15 protein-coding genes are annotated in these 16,136 nt (G+C 62.5%); 7 read left to right on the top strand and 8 right to left on the bottom strand.

The window, feature by feature from the left end:
• Positions 1-25: 25 nt before the first annotated feature.
• Genes rseP through frr form a run of 5 tightly spaced genes read right to left on the bottom strand, consistent with a single transcriptional unit; the run spans position 26 to position 4,739 of the window.
• Entirely contained in the window at positions 26-1,372 is a 1,347-nt protein-coding gene (gene rseP, locus R3F00_RS03500; protein WP_371280325.1) for an RIP metalloprotease RseP, read from the bottom strand.
• Positions 1,373-1,388: 16 nt separating this feature from the next.
• Complete coding sequence (locus R3F00_RS03495; protein ID WP_371280323.1) at positions 1,389-2,567, bottom strand: 1-deoxy-D-xylulose-5-phosphate reductoisomerase; 1,179 nt, start codon at positions 2,565-2,567, stop codon at positions 1,389-1,391.
• Positions 2,564-3,391 carry a phosphatidate cytidylyltransferase gene (locus R3F00_RS03490; RefSeq protein ID WP_371280322.1) on the bottom strand — a complete coding sequence of 276 codons (828 nt, stop codon included), beginning with the start codon at positions 3,389-3,391 and terminating at the stop codon, positions 2,564-2,566. Before R3F00_RS03490 ends, R3F00_RS03495 begins: the two co-directional genes overlap by 4 nt.
• Positions 3,388-4,155: a polyprenyl diphosphate synthase gene (gene uppS, locus R3F00_RS03485; RefSeq protein ID WP_371280321.1), complete on the bottom strand. Its 768-nt coding sequence runs from the start codon at positions 4,153-4,155 to the stop codon at positions 3,388-3,390. The genes R3F00_RS03490 and uppS overlap by 4 nt, the downstream gene beginning before the upstream one ends.
• Before the next feature lie 26 nt (positions 4,156-4,181).
• A complete protein-coding gene (gene frr / locus R3F00_RS03480) occupies positions 4,182-4,739 on the bottom strand; it encodes a ribosome recycling factor (protein WP_371280320.1) in 558 nt (185 codons plus the stop codon).
• Between the two features lie 336 nt (positions 4,740-5,075).
• On the opposite strand from frr, the gene R3F00_RS03475 reads away from it, so the two are divergent.
• The gene (locus tag R3F00_RS03475) at positions 5,076-5,423 is read left to right on the top strand and encodes a hypothetical protein (RefSeq protein WP_371280319.1); all 348 of its coding nucleotides are present in this window, start codon (positions 5,076-5,078) and stop codon (positions 5,421-5,423) included.
• A gap of 38 nt (positions 5,424-5,461) precedes the next feature.
• Here the strand turns inward: R3F00_RS03475 and pyrH are convergent, their stop codons facing one another.
• The 3 genes from pyrH to rpsB all read right to left on the bottom strand — a co-directional run bounded on the left by pyrH (position 5,462) and on the right by rpsB (position 8,341).
• Positions 5,462-6,187 (bottom strand): UMP kinase, encoded by a 726-nt coding sequence (gene pyrH, locus R3F00_RS03470; RefSeq protein ID WP_371280318.1) that lies wholly within the window; start codon positions 6,185-6,187, stop codon positions 5,462-5,464.
• Between the two features lie 136 nt (positions 6,188-6,323).
• Complete coding sequence (tsf, locus tag R3F00_RS03465) at positions 6,324-7,196, bottom strand: translation elongation factor Ts (RefSeq protein WP_371280317.1); 873 nt, start codon at positions 7,194-7,196, stop codon at positions 6,324-6,326.
• Between the two features lie 212 nt (positions 7,197-7,408).
• Entirely contained in the window at positions 7,409-8,341 is a 933-nt protein-coding gene (gene rpsB, locus R3F00_RS03460) for a 30S ribosomal protein S2 (RefSeq protein WP_371280316.1), read from the bottom strand.
• A 311-nt stretch (positions 8,342-8,652) separates the two neighbouring features.
• On the opposite strand from rpsB, the gene map reads away from it, so the two are divergent.
• From map to R3F00_RS03430, 6 genes are all read left to right on the top strand, one after another.
• Positions 8,653-9,423 carry a type I methionyl aminopeptidase gene (gene map, locus R3F00_RS03455; RefSeq protein WP_371280315.1) on the top strand — a complete coding sequence of 257 codons (771 nt, stop codon included), beginning with the start codon at positions 8,653-8,655 and terminating at the stop codon, positions 9,421-9,423.
• Positions 9,424-9,625: 202 nt separating this feature from the next.
• Positions 9,626-12,307, top strand: coding sequence for a [protein-PII] uridylyltransferase (gene glnD, locus R3F00_RS03450; RefSeq protein WP_371280314.1), 2,682 nt, complete (start codon positions 9,626-9,628; stop codon positions 12,305-12,307).
• On the top strand, positions 12,294-13,115 hold the full coding sequence (gene dapD / locus R3F00_RS03445; RefSeq protein ID WP_371280313.1) for a 2,3,4,5-tetrahydropyridine-2,6-dicarboxylate N-succinyltransferase: 822 nt from the start codon (positions 12,294-12,296) through the stop codon (positions 13,113-13,115). Before glnD ends, dapD begins: the two co-directional genes overlap by 14 nt.
• A gap of 2 nt (positions 13,116-13,117) precedes the next feature.
• Positions 13,118-13,480, top strand: a complete 363-nt coding sequence (locus R3F00_RS03440) for an arsenate reductase (protein ID WP_371280312.1) — start codon at positions 13,118-13,120, stop codon at positions 13,478-13,480.
• A 4-nt stretch (positions 13,481-13,484) separates the two neighbouring features.
• Positions 13,485-14,669 (top strand): succinyl-diaminopimelate desuccinylase, encoded by a 1,185-nt coding sequence (gene dapE, locus R3F00_RS03435; protein WP_371280311.1) that lies wholly within the window; start codon positions 13,485-13,487, stop codon positions 14,667-14,669.
• A 284-nt stretch (positions 14,670-14,953) separates the two neighbouring features.
• The coding region (locus R3F00_RS03430; protein WP_371280310.1) for a hypothetical protein at positions 14,954-16,136 on the top strand (1,183 nt) is incomplete at its 3' end.

Below are 16,136 nucleotides of genomic sequence, written 5' to 3'. Positions count from 1 at the left end.
TCCGTTGTTTTGAGGCAGAACCGGCTCAGTGTACGAGCCGAAGAATATCGTTGTAGAACGCCAGCCCCATCAAGGCCACCAGCATCATCAGGCCCACGTACTGGCCCGCGATTTGGGTGCGTTCACTCACCGGACTGCCTTTTATCAGTTCGATAAGGTAATACAGCAAGTGGCCGCCGTCCAAGATCGGAATCGGCAAAAGGTTGATTATCGCCAGTGACAGCGAAATGATGGCGAGAAAATTGAGGAACCAGGCAAGGCCCATTTGTGCCGATCCGTTGGCAAATCGGGCGATCGTGATCGGTCCGGAAAGGTTTTCCAGGCCGGCCTGGCCGACCAGGAGCATCTTCAACATGCCCAGCGAACTCTTGGTGACATCCCAGGTTTTCTCGAAAGCCCGTGGAATGGCCTCAAGCGGGCCGTACTTGAGGGTGGCATCGTGTCCGGAGCGGCTGCCGATGCCGATCAGGTAGCGTCGGCTGCCATCGGCTTCGGTGATTTCGGTCGCGGTCAGGGTCTTGTCCAGCTGCTCGTTGCCGCGCTGAATCCTGATGGTCAGGCGCGGATCCCTTGCAGCCTGTTCGGGAATCAGGGTCTCGATATCGGAGAAGCCCGATACTTCCTTGCCGTTGATGCTCAGGATCCGGTCGCCGACTTCGAGGCCGGCCGCGGCCGCGGGCATGCCGTCGCTGATCCTTCCGATCACCGCCTCGCGTTCGCGCGGCTGCAGGCGCAGGCCGATCTCATCAAACAGCTGGTCTTCGCCGACATCAGCCGGCAGGCCGCTGAACTTCAAGGTGCGTGAGGCTTCGCTACCGCTGGCGGTGGTTACCTCGACGCGCGTATCGATTCGCCCTACGGCATTCTCGCCGAGCTTCTGCAGGGCGGTGCTCCAGGAATCGACGGCATCACCGTTGATCAGGTTGATGCGGTCGCCAGCCTGCATGCCCGCCTCAGCGGCCACGCCGTTCGGGGCGTCGACGATAGGGATGAAGTCCGGCTTGCCGACCACGAACATGAGCCAGAACGCGGCTACGGTGAAAATCAGGTTGAACGCAGGTCCGGCGGCGGCAATGGCCATGCGCTGCCCGACCGGCTTGCGATTGTGGGCCTGATCGAGTTCTTCCGGGGCCACCTCGGCTTCACGCTCGTCCAGCATCTTGACGTAGCCGCCCAATGGAATCGCCGCAACCGCGAATTCGGTGCCTCGGCGGTCGCGGCGCATCCACAAGGGTTTTCCGAAACCGACTGAAAAGCGCAACACCTTGACCCCGCACCAGCGGGCCACGATGAAATGGCCGAATTCGTGGAAGGTAACCAGCAGGCCCAAAGTGACGATCAGCCACCATGCTGATCCGAAAAACTCATTCATTCACACATCTCGATGATCATGACGCCAAGCCTGCAATGATACGTCGTGCGTCGCGTCGCGCGGTTAAATCACTGTCAAGCAGGCTGGCAAGGTCACTGATCGACGCGTCCGGCATGTGGTCCAGACATTCCTCGATGACCGCTTCGATGGAGAGAAACGGCAGGCGGCCGTCCAGAAACGCGGCTACCGCCTCCTCGTTGGCTGCATTCAGCACCGCCGGTGCCAGGCCACCGGCGGCAAGCGCCTGGTAGGCGAGATCCAGGCAGCGAAAGGTATCCCGGTCGGCGGCTTCAAAGTCCAGACGGGCCGTCGCAATCAGGTCCAGGGCGGAGACGCCTGCGTCAATGCGCGCCGGCCAGGCCAGGGCGTAGGCGATCGCCGTGCGCATGTCCGGATTGCCGAGCTGGGCCAGCACCGAGCCATCCCGATATTCGACCAGCGAATGCACGATGCTCTGGCGATGCACGACCACGTCAATTTCCGTGGCCGCCGCGCCGAACAGGAAATGCGCCTCGATCACTTCCAGGCCCTTGTTCATCAGGGTTGCCGAATCCACCGAAATCTTGCGTCCCATGGTCCAGTTCGGGTGGGCGCAGGCCATGTCCGGCGTGACCTTGGCCAGCTGTTCGCGGCGCAGACCCCTGAACGGCCCTCCGGAAGCGGTCAGGACGATGCGACGGACCCCTGCCTCAGTCAGATCGGGACGACCGCCAGGCAGGCACTGGAAGACGGCATTGTGCTCGGAATCGACCGGCAACAACGCTCCGCCGCCCTCGTCGAGCGCGGCCTTGAGCAGATTGCCGGCCATGACCACGGATTCCTTGTTGGCCAGCAGCAGACGTTTGCCTGCGCGGGCTGCCGCCAGGGTGGACTCCAGCCCGGCTGCGCCGACGATGGCCGCGACAACGCAGTCGGCGTGGTCCCCTGCGGCAGCCTCGACAAGGCCTGCAGGACCGGCCAGGACACGTGCATCCAGATTCGCTGCGCGCAACTTCCGGACCAGTTCGCCCTCGAGGGCAGGGTCCGAAATGACGGCCAGATCCGGACGGAAGGTGCGACACAGGGCAACCAGGGCGTCGACATTCCGATGCGCGGACAGCACGCTGGCGCGAAACATCTGCGGGTGCCGGGCGACGACGTCGAGGGTGCTGGCGCCGATCGAACCGGTCGCGCCGAGTAGCGCGATGCGCATCATGCGGGGTAGAGCAGGTCGATCAGGGTCTTGCCGACAGCGAACATCGGCATTGCTGCAAATACGCCATCAAGGCGATCGAGCAGGCCACCGTGGCCGGGAAACAGTGCACCGGAGTCCTTCACGTTGGCCTGGCGCTTCATGAGGCTCTCGAACAGATCGCCGATGACCGACCAGGTCACGCACAGCAGCGCCAGGGCGACCAGCAATGCCAGCGGCATGCCACGCTCTCCGAGCCACCAGCCGCCGGCCAAGGCGATGATGCTCGTGCCGGCCAATGCTCCCCAGACACCCTCGCGAGTCTTGCCCGGGCTGATTCGCGGAGCGAGCTTGGTGCGCCCGAAGCGGCTGCCGACGAAGTAGGCAAAGGAGTCTGCTGCCCATACGAGAACCAGGGCAAACAGGGTCCAGGCGGGGCCGAGGTCGGTCTGGCCGTGCAGCTCGACCAGGGCAACCCAGGCCGGAATCAGGGCCAGCATGCCGGCAAACAGCTTGATCGCGATGCTGCGTGGCGTCGGTGACGCCGCGAACGAAAAATGCCGCATCCAGAGCAGGCTGAACAGCCACCAGAGCAGGCCCAGGCCCATGCTCAGCCACCAGACCCAGCCGCCCTGGAAAATCCACAGGCCCGCCATGAGCATTCCGCCGGCGACCAGAACCAGAGCGCGAGCGGCAACCTGTTGCATGCCCACGAGACGCGTCCATTCCCACAGGGTCAGGATCCATACGCCGGCCAGGATGCCGGCGAACAGCGACGCCGAGGACAGCAGGATGACGGCGACCGCAAGCGGCGCGAGAACCAGGCCGGTCAGAATTCGCTGTTTCATGCCGCTCCCTGTTCCGGACTGCCGGTTACCTGCGCCGAGGTTTTCCCGAAGCGGCGCTCACGGCTGGCAAATTCGCCGATGGCGCTGTCGAGTATGGACGCATCGACATCCGGCCACAGCGTATCGACGAAAACCAGTTCGGCGTAGGCCAGCTGCCAGAGCAGAAAATTGCTGATGCGCTGCTCGCCACCGGTTCGGATGAACAGATCCACGGGCGGTTGTCCGGCCAGCGAGAAGTAGGCCGCCAGCGAATCTTCGTTGATCGCATCGGCGCTCAATTCACCGCGGCTCACCGCCTCGGCAGCGCGCCGCGCCGCCTGTGCAATGTCCCAGCGCCCGCCATAGTTGACCGCAACATTCGCATACAGCGCGCGGTTTTCGCGGGTCTTGTCCATGGCCTTGTGCATGCGTTCGCGCAATTCCGTCGAGAAGGCCGACAGATCGCCTATGAATTCGATGCGTACGCCGTATCCATGCAATTCGTCGACCTCGCGGTCCAGCGCCTTGAGGAACAACTGCATCAGGGCACCCACTTCACCGGCCGGACGCTTCCAGTTCTCGCTGGAAAAGGCAAACAGGGTCAGTGCCCGGATTTCCTTGCGCAGACAGTACTCGACCGTCGCGCGCAGGGCTTTTTGCCCTTCGCGGTGACCGAAACTGCGTGGCCGATGGCGGCGCTCCGCCCAGCGCCCGTTGCCATCCATGACGATGGCAACATGACGCGGCGCGCGCGCTTGCACTGCGCTTGCGGTGGCGGATTTCATGGCTGGAGTGATGACGGATCGACGGCTCAGATCGCCATCAATTCGTCTTCCTTGTTCTTGACCACGCCATCGACTTCCTTGACGAAGCGGTCGGTCAGTTTCTGGATGTCGTCCTCGGCGCGGCGCTCCTCGTCCTCGCTGATCTGCTTTTCCTTGAGCAATTCCTTGATGTGATGGATCGCATCGCGGCGGATGTTGCGGATGGCGACTTTGGCATTCTCGCCCTCGCCTGCGACCTGCTTGGACAATTCCTTGCGTCGCTGCTCGGTCAGTGCCGGCAGATTGATGCGAATGACCTGGCCGACCGTGGTCGGAGTGAGGCCAAGGTTGGAGCCAAGAATCGCCTTTTCGACGACCGCCACCATGGTTTTCTCGAAGGGGGTGATCGTCAGCGAACGGGCGTCTGCAACAGCCACGTTGGCGACCTGGGTCAGCGGCACGTCGGAGCCGTAGTAGGGCACGACCAGCTGGTCGACCAGGGCCACGCTGGCACGGCCTGTACGCAGATGGGTGAGATCCTGGCGCAACGATTCCACGCTTTTCGTCATGCGTGTCTGAGCGTCTTTCTTGATGGGTTCGAGCATGCTGACTCCGGCTGGTTCTTGAGCGCGAGGAGTATACCAGTCGTACTTCGTTCTCCGCCGCCGGTTTCGGCTGGAATGGCCGCATCCTGCCTGGCCGCGCCATTCGATCCCGATCTTCGAGTCCGCTTCGGATACGCCCGCCGGTTCGGCCGGCCGGGTCCGTGCGGCAGCCGTTTCGCGCTCCCCTGTGTCATCAGTCATGGCAACGGATTGCCGCGTCGAGGAGTCCTTCTCATTGAAGGCCATCGCCTTCGCCGGCCCGATGGATCCGGGCGCCGTTACCTATCGCAAGCCAACCATGGACGGCCTGCTGGCGGTTCACTCAAGGAGTTCATCATGAACGCATGTCCGTTGACACTGATTGCAGTATTGATCGCTTCAAGTGGCGCTGCGCAGGCAGCCGAGTCGACCCAGGGCGGTACCTTGCCCGGCATTACCGTCATGCAGGATTCGGATCTGCTGCGCAATGCCTGCAAGCCTCCCGCCTATGCGGCCGAATGCGAATCCCTGCATGCGCAAATACGCAATCGCTTCAGCAAGCGCGAAATCGTGTTGCTGTTTGGCGCCGGCTCGGCACTGCCGGAATACCGGACCTCCCATGCGGCCACCCAGGCCCGCTATGAGGAATTTCTTCGCGAGATTGACCTTTACGGCGCTGCCCAGTCCACCGCATCAATCGAGTGAGCGCGGGCTGTTGAGGCAAACCTGATCCGGCGGTGTGCCTAGTCTGGCGCGCCGCCGACCAGGGTGCCGATCTGCTCGCCCTGCATGATGCGCATGAGATCGCCTTCACGCGACATGTTGTAGATGCGCAGTGGAATGCGATGGTCCCTGCTCAAGGCAATCGCACTGGTGTCCATGACTTGCAGGTTGCGCTGGATCACCTCGTCATAGCTGAGGGTCTCATAGCGCGTGGCGGTCGGGTCCTTTGAAGGATCGGCCGAATACACGCCGTCGACCTTGGTCGCCTTGAGCAGCAGGTCTGCACCAATCTCGATCGCGCGCAAGGCGGCCGCCGAGTCGGTCGTGAAAAACGGATTGCCGGTGCCTGCCGCGAACAGGACGACGCGGTTCTTTTCAAGATGGCGTATGGCCCGGCGCCGGATGAAGTCCTCGCAGACCTCGTTGATCTTGATCGCGCTCATCGTGCGTGCATTGCCGCCTGCGCGTTCGATCGCATCCTGCATGGCCAGCGCATTCATGACGGTGGCCAGCATGCCCATGTGATCGCCGGTGATCCGGTCCATGCCGGAAGCAGCCAGACCGGCGCCGCGGAAGATGTTGCCGCCGCCGATGACGACCCCGACCTGGACCCCGGCATTGCGCACATCGATGATTTCACGGGCCAATCGGCCAATGACCTTCGGATCGATGCCGTAGTCGGCATCGCCCATCAGCGCTTCTCCGGAGAGCTTCAGGAGGATGCGGTTGTACTTGATCGCAGGCATGAGGCACTCCGGGGGATGGCAAAACGGACACATTGTAGGGGACTCCGGCATATCTGCCACTGGTGCTGTCCGTTCCAGGCAAAAAAAGAGCCGCGATTTCTCGCGGCTCACATGGTTCACGGCTGTCGAATCCGGGTCAGGCCAGTCCGGCCTGCTTCATGACTTCGGCGGCGTAGTCCTCGACGACCTTCTCGATGCCTTCGCCAACCACCAGGCGGTGGAAGCTCAGCACCTCGGCGCCTTCCTTCTTGAGCACGTTGCCGACCGTCTCGTTGGTGTCGAGCACGTAGGGCTGGCCGGTCAGGGTGACGTCATTGACGATCTTGTTGATCTTGCCGCTGATGATCTTCTCGAGGATTTCCGGTGGCTTGGACTTGTCCTTCTCGGACATCTTGGCCAGTTCGATTTCCTTTTCCTTGGCGATAAAGTCTGCCGGCACGTCCTTTTCGGAAATGTGCGGGGGATTCATCGCCGCGATGTGCATGGCAAGGCCGCGCGCGAGCTCGGGCGAACCACCCTTGACCTCGACGAGCACGCCGATGCGTCCACCGTGCAGGTAGCCCGCGACGGTATGCGTGCTGTCGATACTGACCATGCGACGCAGCTGGACGTTCTCGCCAACCTTGGCGATCACGGCGGCGCGCGCTTCCTCGACCGTGCCGCCGCCAGCGAACGGAGCCGCCTTCAGTGCATCGATATCGGAGACTTCGAGAGCGGCGGTGGCGACCTGATCGGCGAAGGCGAGGAAGTTCTCGTCCTTGGCGACAAAGTCGGTCTCGCTGTTGACTTCGACAAGGGCGGCCTTGCTGCCGGCCTGGGCGAGCACGATCCGGCCCTCTGCGGCCACGCGATCGGATTTCTTGTCGGCCTTGGCCAGGCCCGACTTGCGCAGCCACTCGATCGCGGCTTCGATGTCGCCATTGTTCTGGGTGAGTGCCTTCTTGCACTCCATCATGCCGGCGCCGGAACGCTCGCGCAGTTCCTTGACCATCTGGGCGGTGATATCCATCAGTAAAACCTCACAACTTGGCGCGAGCAACATGTCGCGCGAAAGGGGACGGGCGCAGGCAATGCCTGTTCGAGCGGAGTACGGCCGACAGGATCGGCCAGGATCCGGCGATTCAAGGACCGCTGCGTCGCTGGACGGGTTCGCCCCGAACCGGGAAGGGTCCGGAGCGACCTGGGCGCTACCTTCTCAAATCGAAAAGGCAGCCTTGTTACTTACTCGGCGGTCGGTGTTGCTGCTGCGTCGGCGGACTTTGCTTCAGCAGCAGGTGCGCCCTCGGCCTCAGCCGGCTTGGCATCGCCACGCGGCTTGGCCGGGCCGGTGCGACGTGCGCCGGACGGTGCGCCACGCTTTGCCGGCGGCTTGCCGCGTGGAGCCTGCTTGCGGCGATCGTTGTCCTTTGCGACCGGGTTGCCTTCGGCATCCATCTCGACAAATTCGTCCGCATTGACGGCCACAGCCGGAGCGGCAGCCTTGCCTTCGAGTACGGCGTCGGCGACGGCACTGGTGTAGAGCTGGACGGCGCGAATCGCGTCATCATTGCCCGGAATCGCGTAGTCGACCAGGCTCGGATCGTAGTTGGTATCGACCACGGCAATGACCGGAATACCGAGCTTCTTGGCTTCGAGGATGGCGATGTTCTCGTGGCCGATGTCGACAACGAAAATCGCGTCAGGCAGGCGGCCCATGTCCTTGATTCCGCCCAGCGAGCGTTCAAGCTTCTCGCGCTCGCGGTTCAGCTGCAGCACTTCGTGCTTGACCAGCTTCTCGAAGCGGCCGTCGGTCGACATGGCTTCGATTTCCTTGAGGCGGGCGATCGACTGCTTGACCGTGCGGAAGTTGGTCAGCATGCCGCCGAGCCAGCGAGCCGCGACGTAGGGCATTCCGCAACGGGCGGCGTCTTCCTTGATCGCTTCGCGGGCCGAACGCTTGGTGCCGACGAAGAGCAGGGTGCCGCGCTTCTGCGCCAGTCCGGACACGAAATTCATCGCGTCGTTGAACAGCGGCAGAGTCTTTTCAAGGTTGATGATGTGAATGCGTCCGCGCGCGCCGAAGATGTACGGCGCCATGCGGGGATTCCAGTAGCGTGTCTGATGGCCGAAATGGACGCCCGCTTCGAGCATCTGGCGCATGGTGACTTGAGGCATGGTTGAAACTCCAAATCTTGGGCAGCCGCACGTTTCAATGTGTGGTGTACGGTAATGCCCGGGGTTGAGACCTCCACGTATCCGCCGTCTGCGACCTCCGGAGAGGCACCCCGAAAACGGTGACGATACGTGTGCGGATTTGGCCTGACGCAGGTATTTGACTACCCTAGTCGGCCATTGAAGGTCCTGCAGGTGTCTCGCAGGACTTTTTTGCGTTTGCCGACAGTCACTTGGGCAAGTGAGCCAGCTTAGCCGTAGAATTGTAGCCTGTCCCCGGTGCTTGCCACAAGCACCCAACATCCAGAGAACCCATGTCCGTAACGATCAAGACTCCCGACGAGATCGAGAAAATGCGTGTTGCGGGTCGTCTCGCTGCCGAAGTGCTCGAGATGATCGCCCCGCACGTCAAGCCCGGAGTGACCACCGAGGCGCTCGACAAGCTCTGCCACGACCACATCGTCGAGGTACAGAGCGCGGTGCCCGCCAATGTCGGCTACAAGGGCTTCCCGAAAACCGTCTGCACCTCGGTCAACCATGTGATCTGCCACGGTATTCCGAGCCATTCCAAGGTGCTCAAGGACGGCGACATCATCAATATCGATGTCACCGTCATCAAGGACGGCTGGCACGGCGACACCAGTCGCATGTATTACGTCGGTGAACCGTCGGTGCTGGCACGCAGACTGGTGGAAACGACCCGTGACGCCATGCTTGAGGCCATTTCGATCGTGCGCCCGGGGACTACCCTTGGCGACATCGGCGCAACGATCCAGAAATACGCCGAGTCACGCAACTTCTCGGTTGTCCGCGAGTATTGCGGGCACGGTATTGGTCGGGTCTATCACGAGGATCCGCAGGTTCTTCACTACGGCACGGCCGGAACCGGCCTGAAGTTGAAGAAGGGCATGACATTCACGATCGAGCCGATGATCAATGCCGGCAAGCCGCAGACCCGGCTGTTGCCCGACGGCTGGACTGTTGTCACGCGGGATCACTCCCTGTCTGCGCAGTGGGAGCACACCATTGCGGTAACCGACGATGGTTTTGAAATATTGACACCTTGGCCTGCCGCCGTAGCCTGAGAGGGCGCTTGCAGCTTCAGCACCCACAAGCAGTTGCCGATCCTTCTCCCCCCGGGAGAAGGTGCCCGCCAGGGCGGATGAGGGTACGCGCACGCCGGAAATCCCGCTCCGCACGTACTCTCACCCCAACCCTCTGCCGAGGGGAGAGGGGGTCGAGCCGAGCAGGGCGGGTCATTTTCGGGAGACATGAACAATGACCGGCATGGCCGCATCAACCGTGCGCGTGCCGACCCTGCCGCGACTGGCGAAACCGGTCCCGCGAGTTGGCGTGGTCGGGCCTGCACGACTGGCCTTGCGCCAGTACCTGGTTGACTACGACCGCGATCTCGCAGGTGCATTTCGTGATCACGCCGATGCCGAGGAAATCGTTGCTTCGCGCAGCGCCGCAGTGGAGCGCGTACTGGTCTACGCCTGGCAGTCCTGGCTTGGCGAGACCAGCGATGCCGCGCTGATCGCGGTCGGCGGTTTTGGTCGCGCGGAGCTGTTTCCCGGCTCGGATGTGGATCTGCTGATCCTGACCGTGGCATCACCCGAGGCGCGCGTGGTCCGCGCCATCGAAGCGTTCAGCGCGTGTCTCTGGGATCTGGGCATCAAGCCTGGCATGGCCGTGCGCGATCTCGAATGCTGCGAGGAATTGGCCAGACAGGACATCAGTGTCTACACCAATCTCATCGAATCCCGCCACCTGGACGGGTCGAAGGAGCTGGCTGCCGCGCTGGCCCGGTTCGGCAAGTCCACGCCGCTGTGGACGCCGGCCGCCTTTCTGGCCGCCAAGCAGGCTGAGCAGGCAGCGCGTCACCTGCGCTTCGGCGATACGGCGTACAACCTGGAGCCGCATCTGAAGGAAGGCCCGGGTGGCCTGCGCGACCTGCAGATGATCAGTTGGCTGGGGTACGAAACCGCCGGCTCGGCCAGCTTGCCCATGATGGTCGATGCCGGTCTGCTCGATGCGACCGAAGCGGAAGCGCTGGCATCCGCGAGATCGACCCTGTTTCGCATTCGATTTGCGCTGCACCTGCTGGCAAACCGCGCCGAAGATCGATTGTTGTTCGATTACCAGCGCGAGGTTGCTCGCACGCTCGGCTATCGCGACGAACACTCCGACAATCTGGGCGTCGAACAATGCATGCAGGACTTCTACCGTGCAGCGCGACGCATCGCCGGGACCAATGAAGAATTGCTGGCGCGCTGCAATGAGATGCTCTCGTCTTCTGCGGTCAGTGCGGTCCCGTTGGGGCGCGGATTCCTGCGCATCGGCGACCGCCTCGATGTAGATGAGAGCCATCGTCTGCACGAAGAGCCGGCTGCGCTGATCGAGTTGTATGCGTACCTGGCAAGCGAGCCGGGCGTGCGCGGGTTGCGTGCGCATGCGCTGCGTCAGGTGCGCCTGGCACTGGCCAATCCGGATCTTGATTTCGACCATCCCGAAGTTTTCAGCTCCCTGCGTGAACTTTTTGAGCGTGGGGCGGCTGCAGTCGAGGCGCTTGCCGCGATGGCTCGACATGGCGTCCTGGCCCGACTCATTCCAGGATTCTCCAAAGTCACCGGGCGCATGCAATACGACCTGTTCCATGTCTACACGGTGGATGAGCACACCATGCGTGTGCTCCGCTTCATGGCACGCTTCGCGAGCGAGGAGGGCGCGCGCGATTTTCCGCTCGCGCATACCCTTTACAAGCGCATTCCGCAGCCCGCGCTATTGCTTCTTGCCGGGCTGTTTCATGACATTGCCAAGGGCCGCGGCGGCGATCATTCCGTGCTTGGCGAAGAAGATGCGCGTGATTTCTGCTCCCGACTCGGGCTGAGCGCTGCGGCCACCAACCGGGTCGCCTGGCTGGTGCGCTGGCACCTGCTCATGAGCGTTACTGCGCAGCGCCAGGACATCACCGATCCTGCAGTCGTGCACCGGTTCGCCGAACAGGTCGATGATTGGGAGCGTCTGGATTATCTGTACCTGCTGACCGTTGCCGACATCAACGGCACCAGCCCGAAGCTCTGGAACACCTGGCGCGACCGCCTGTTGTCGGATTTGTACTCGGCGACGCGCTATGTGCTGCGCGAGGAGTCCGGAGAACTGCCCAAGGCCGAAGAACGCGTAGCGGAGACGCGCAGCAAGGCCGAGGCGCTGCTGCTGCCCAAGGGCATCGATGCAGCAAGGATCTCGAAGATATGGGCGGATTTTCCCGAAGAGAGTTTCCTGCGCTATCGGCCTGAACAGATTGCCTGGCAGACCGAGGCCATCGCCGAGCACCAGGACCCGGGCCGGCCACTGGTGCGCCTGAATCCGCTTGGCGTGCGCGGCACGACAGAAGTCTTCGTCTACTCGCCAGATCGGGATGGATTGTTTGCGACCATTACCGCCGTGCTTGATCGTGCACACCTGAATGTGGTCGAGGCACGCGTCATATCCGCCCATTCGGACATGGTACTCGACACATTCTTCGTGCTTGATCAGGCCGGCAAGCCGCTGCTGGATGCGAAGCACGTGGCAAGTGTCGAATCCGCCTTGCGCGAAGCCCTGGGCATGGGCACGCTCAGTGAGCAACCGGTGCGACGGGCCTTGCCGCGGACCTTGCGGCACTTTCATATCATTCCGCGCATCGTCTTCAGTATCGTGGCGGGTCGCACGCGCCTGGGTCTGGTCTGCACGGACCGCCCCGGACTGCTCGCCTCGGTCGCGCAGACCTTTCGCAGCTTGAGCGTGCGCGTGCATGATGCGCGTATCGCCACATTCGGCGAGAGGGTCGAGGATTTCTTCCGCATCAGCGACGAGAACGACGAGCAGCTGGACGAAGCGGCTCAGGAAAGCCTGCGTGCGGCCCTGCTTCAGCAGCTCGACATCAACCAACAGGTCAACCGGAAGGAGATTCATGCCAAGCATTGAAAACGTCATTGAGTCGGCCTGGGAGCGCCGCGCCGATCTGGCTACCAAGGAAGTCGAGCGCATCGTCCGACCGGCTGTCGAATCCGCACTTGATCTGCTCGAAAGCGGAAAGGCGCGCGTGGCCCAGCCGCAGGAGGATGGCAGCTGGGTCGTGCATCAATGGCTCAAGAAGGCAGTCCTGCTGTACTTCAGGATCAACTCGAATGCGGTGATGGACGGTGGGCCGATGAATGCATGGGACAAGGTCCCCTTGCGCTTCCTCGGTGCCGACACCGATACGTTTGTCGGCCTCGGCGCGCGCGTTGTGCCGGGCGCCCTGGTGCGGCGTGGCGCGCACATCGCGGCCGATGCCGTGCTGATGCCAAGCTACGTCAACATTGGGGCGCATGTCGGTCCCGGTTCGATGGTCGATACCTGGGCCACCGTGGGATCCTGCGCCCAGATTGGTGCCCGCGTGCATCTGTCGGGAGGTGTCGGCATCGGAGGGGTGCTTGAGCCGCTTCAGGCCGGACCGACCATCATCGAGGACGACTGTTTCATTGGCGCTCGATCGGAAGTGGTCGAGGGCGTGGTTGTCGAGCGTGGCAGCGTGATCGGCATGGGTGTATTCCTCGGTCAATCGACAAAGATCTATGATCGGGCGACAGGTCTGGTCAGCTATGGCCGTGTGCCTGCCGGCAGTGTGGTCGTCGCGGGGTCGTTGCCCGCTGCGGATGGCAGCCACAGTCTGTATGCAGCGATCATCGTCAAGCATGTGGACGAAAAGACGCGTTCGAAGACAGGCATCAACGAATTGTTGAGGGCCTGAGCATGCCAGTGGAAATCCATGGCTTGAACAAGTGCGACACCTGCAGGAAGGCGCGCAAGTGGCTCGATCGCCACGGCATCGCCTACCGTTTCATCGACTACCGCGACGAACCGGCGGCGCCAGCTACATTGAAGCACTGGGCCGATGCCGTCGGTGGATTCGAGTCGCTGGTCAATCGCAGCGGCACCACCTGGCGCAAGCTTTCGCCGAGTCGCAAATCCCCGGGTTCAGCGGCCGAGTGGAATTTGCTGATCAGGGAATATCCGGCTCTGGTCAGGCGGCCGGTCCTTGTCCTGGCGAATGGCACAGTGCACCTGGGTTTCAGCGACAAGCTGTACGCCGGCCTTTTTGCCGCCAACGCGTAAGTACGTGGAGATCAGTCCCATTTCCGGTTCCCTGCATGCGAATCCCGAAACCGCAGCGCTCGATCTCACCTGCGAGCTGATTCGACGCGCTTCGGTCACGCCCGAAGATGCCGGCTGCCAGAATCTCATCGGCGAGCGTCTGGGCAAGGCAGGATTCGCCATCGAGAACCTGCGCTACGGCGAAGTGCGCAACCTCTGGGCAACGCATGGCAGCGAGGGTCCTGTGCTGGTTTTCCTCGGGCACACCGATGTCGTTCCGAGCGGACCCGTCGACGACTGGACGAGTCCGCCGTTCGAGCCGGAGCTGCGCGAGGGCATGTTGTACGGCCGCGGATCGGCCGACATGAAATCGGGCGTTGCCGCCATGGTTCTCGCACTGGAAGAATTCGTGCGTCGCCATCCGCGACACCAGGGCGTTGTCGCATTGCTCCTGACCAGCGACGAAGAGGGCCCTTCGGTCGACGGCATTCGTCGGGTCGCCGAGGAATTTCGCCGCCGCAGGCAGCGACTCGACTGGTGCCTTGTCGGCGAGCCGTCATCGCAGGCGAAGCTCGGCGACCTGATACGGGTTGGACGGCGCGGATCCCTGCATGGGCATCTCAGGGTCCGCGGAGTGCAGGGACACGTAGCCTATCCGGACAAGGCCTCCAATCCGATCCACACCGCGGCGCCGGCCCTCGCCGAGCTCGCGGCCACCGAGTGGGATGCCGGCAACGAAGGCTTTCCACCGAGCGGCTTCCAGATTTCGAATGTCCACTCGGGAACAGGGGCCAACAACATCATTCCGGGCAGTCTGGAGGTTTCTTTCAACTTCCGGTTTGGCACTGCCAGTACGGCAGAGGGATTGCGAGAACGTGTAGAGAAGTGCCTCAAGCGGCACGGCCTGGACTATTCGATCCTCTGGGACTTGTCCGGTGAGCCATTCCTGACCGCCGAAGGACCCCTGCGCAACGCGGTCAACGCTGCCGTGCAGGCTCGATGCGGCATCACACCCATCGCAAGCACGGCGGGCGGAACGTCGGATGGCCGGTTCATTGCGCCACTCGGTGCCGAAGTGGTCGAGCTGGGGCCGGTCAATGCGAGTATCCACAAGATCGACGAGTGTGTCAGTGTGAAAGAGCTTGAGCGATTGCCCGGTCTGTACCTGGATGTCGCCGAGCGCCTGTTGTGTGCCGATGCTGACTCCTGAGCCAAAGCGGTATGCCGGGATGGAGTGTGTCGGAGGCCACAAAAGCGGGGCCCAGAACCGCTGAACAGGTGATCTGCGGAGCCAATCGTGGTAATAATCAGGATGTTTTGCCGTTCATGCCGGATTTGAACGGACGCGGGGTGCTCGCCAGTGCGAGTCCGGATGGATCCAGTTGAGGCAGCTCTGCCCCCGATTCATGGATTGTGTGAAGTCCGTGGATGCCCAGCTCTGTATCTGGATCGACACGAATCGTCGGTCCTTGCCAATGGCAGGATTTCATCGAGGTGACGGCTTTGCTATCTGATTTCCCAGCGCGACGATTCTCCGGTGGACTGCTTTGCACGCTGACACTCCTGCTTGGTGTGGCGCTGTTTCCGATTGCGGCCCACGCCCTGGATTTCACGCCGCATGGCACCCAGCCCGGGTTGCTGTGGGCGCTGGAAGAACCTGAAGCCTGTTCTTCCTGCCATCGCGGATTCAATGCAACCGATCGCACCTTCATGCCGCACAGCACCTGGAGCGGCTCGATGATGGCCAATGCGCTGCGCGATCCCCTGTTCTGGGCTGCACTGGATGTCGCCAACAAGGATTATCCCGGCGTCGGCGACTTTTGCCTGCGCTGCCATACACCGCCGGGCTGGTTGAACGGACGCGTGGTCAAGGACACTTCCGGCGGCCTGAATGGGCCTGGAGGCGCCAGTGGCTGCCTGCTGACCGGCGACTATGACGACAACGACACCAAGGGTAATGACTACGCAGGGATCACCTGCCATTTCTGCCACCGCATGATGCCAACCGGGCCAGGTGGTGAGGCCGGCATGATCGGCAACGCGAATATCTGGATCGACAACGCCACCGAATGCACGAATCCGGACGGATCCAGCTACGGTGGCCCCTGCCGGCGCGGACCTTACAGCTACAGCGATGGCATGCTGGATCCGCCGCATGGCTGGGTTCAGTCGGCATACCACGAGAGCTCTGATCTGTGCGGTACCTGTCATGACGTTTCGACGCCGGATACCGATGAAGGTCCGTTGAAGACACTGGTGCTCGAGGGCGGTGTCGCCACTACCCGACCCATGCCGATCGAGCGCACCTATTCGGAATGGAACAACAGTCTGTTTTCCGACGTGATCTATCGCGACGGACTCGGTGAAGCGCCTCCCGGCATTCCGGCGGTGGCCAGAGCGCAGCAATGCCAGACCTGCCACATGCGCGCCAGTGAAGACCCGGCTGCAAGAGCCTGCAACCAGAATCCGGCGGGATCCAGGACCGGCAATCTGCCCGTGCACGAATTCGTTGGAGCCAATACCTGGGTGCCCGGCATCATCAAGGCCGAATACGCGAGTATCGATCGTGAGGACGACTACGACCGCACAACGGCAAGCGCCATCGCCATGCTGGAATCCAGCGCCCAGGTGGAGACCAGCATCCTCGCCTATGCGGCGCCAACTGCCATGACGCCAG

It is taken from the genome of Dokdonella sp., from assembly GCF_041395345.1.
GTDB lineage: Bacteria > Pseudomonadota > Gammaproteobacteria > Xanthomonadales > Rhodanobacteraceae > Dokdonella.
The sequence above is the reverse complement of the archived record's forward strand: the minus strand, read 5'-3'. Positions and strand labels throughout refer to the sequence as shown.

Excerpts from the sequence above, each read along its gene's own strand:
- R3F00_RS03490 (WP_371280322.1), bottom strand. The coding sequence starts at position 3,391 with ATGAAACAGCGAATTCTGACCGGCCTGGTTCTCGCGCCGCTTGCGGTC.
- rseP (WP_371280325.1), bottom strand. The coding sequence starts at position 1,372 with ATGAATGAGTTTTTCGGATCAGCATGGTGGCTGATCGTCACTTTGGGC.
- rpsB (WP_371280316.1), bottom strand. The coding sequence starts at position 8,341 with ATGCCTCAAGTCACCATGCGCCAGATGCTCGAAGCGGGCGTCCATTTC.
- pyrH (WP_371280318.1), bottom strand. The coding sequence starts at position 6,187 with ATGCCTGCGATCAAGTACAACCGCATCCTCCTGAAGCTCTCCGGAGAA.
- tsf (WP_371280317.1), bottom strand. The coding sequence starts at position 7,196 with ATGGATATCACCGCCCAGATGGTCAAGGAACTGCGCGAGCGTTCCGGC.
- glnD (WP_371280314.1), top strand. The coding sequence starts at position 9,626 with ATGGCCGCATCAACCGTGCGCGTGCCGACCCTGCCGCGACTGGCGAAA.
- dapD (WP_371280313.1), top strand. The coding sequence starts at position 12,294 with ATGCCAAGCATTGAAAACGTCATTGAGTCGGCCTGGGAGCGCCGCGCC.
- frr (WP_371280320.1), bottom strand. The coding sequence starts at position 4,739 with ATGCTCGAACCCATCAAGAAAGACGCTCAGACACGCATGACGAAAAGC.
- uppS (WP_371280321.1), bottom strand. The coding sequence starts at position 4,155 with ATGAAATCCGCCACCGCAAGCGCAGTGCAAGCGCGCGCGCCGCGTCAT.
- R3F00_RS03440 (WP_371280312.1), top strand. The coding sequence starts at position 13,118 with ATGCCAGTGGAAATCCATGGCTTGAACAAGTGCGACACCTGCAGGAAG.
- map (WP_371280315.1), top strand. The coding sequence starts at position 8,653 with ATGTCCGTAACGATCAAGACTCCCGACGAGATCGAGAAAATGCGTGTT.
- R3F00_RS03475 (WP_371280319.1), top strand. The coding sequence starts at position 5,076 with ATGAACGCATGTCCGTTGACACTGATTGCAGTATTGATCGCTTCAAGT.
- R3F00_RS03495 (WP_371280323.1), bottom strand. The coding sequence starts at position 2,567 with ATGATGCGCATCGCGCTACTCGGCGCGACCGGTTCGATCGGCGCCAGC.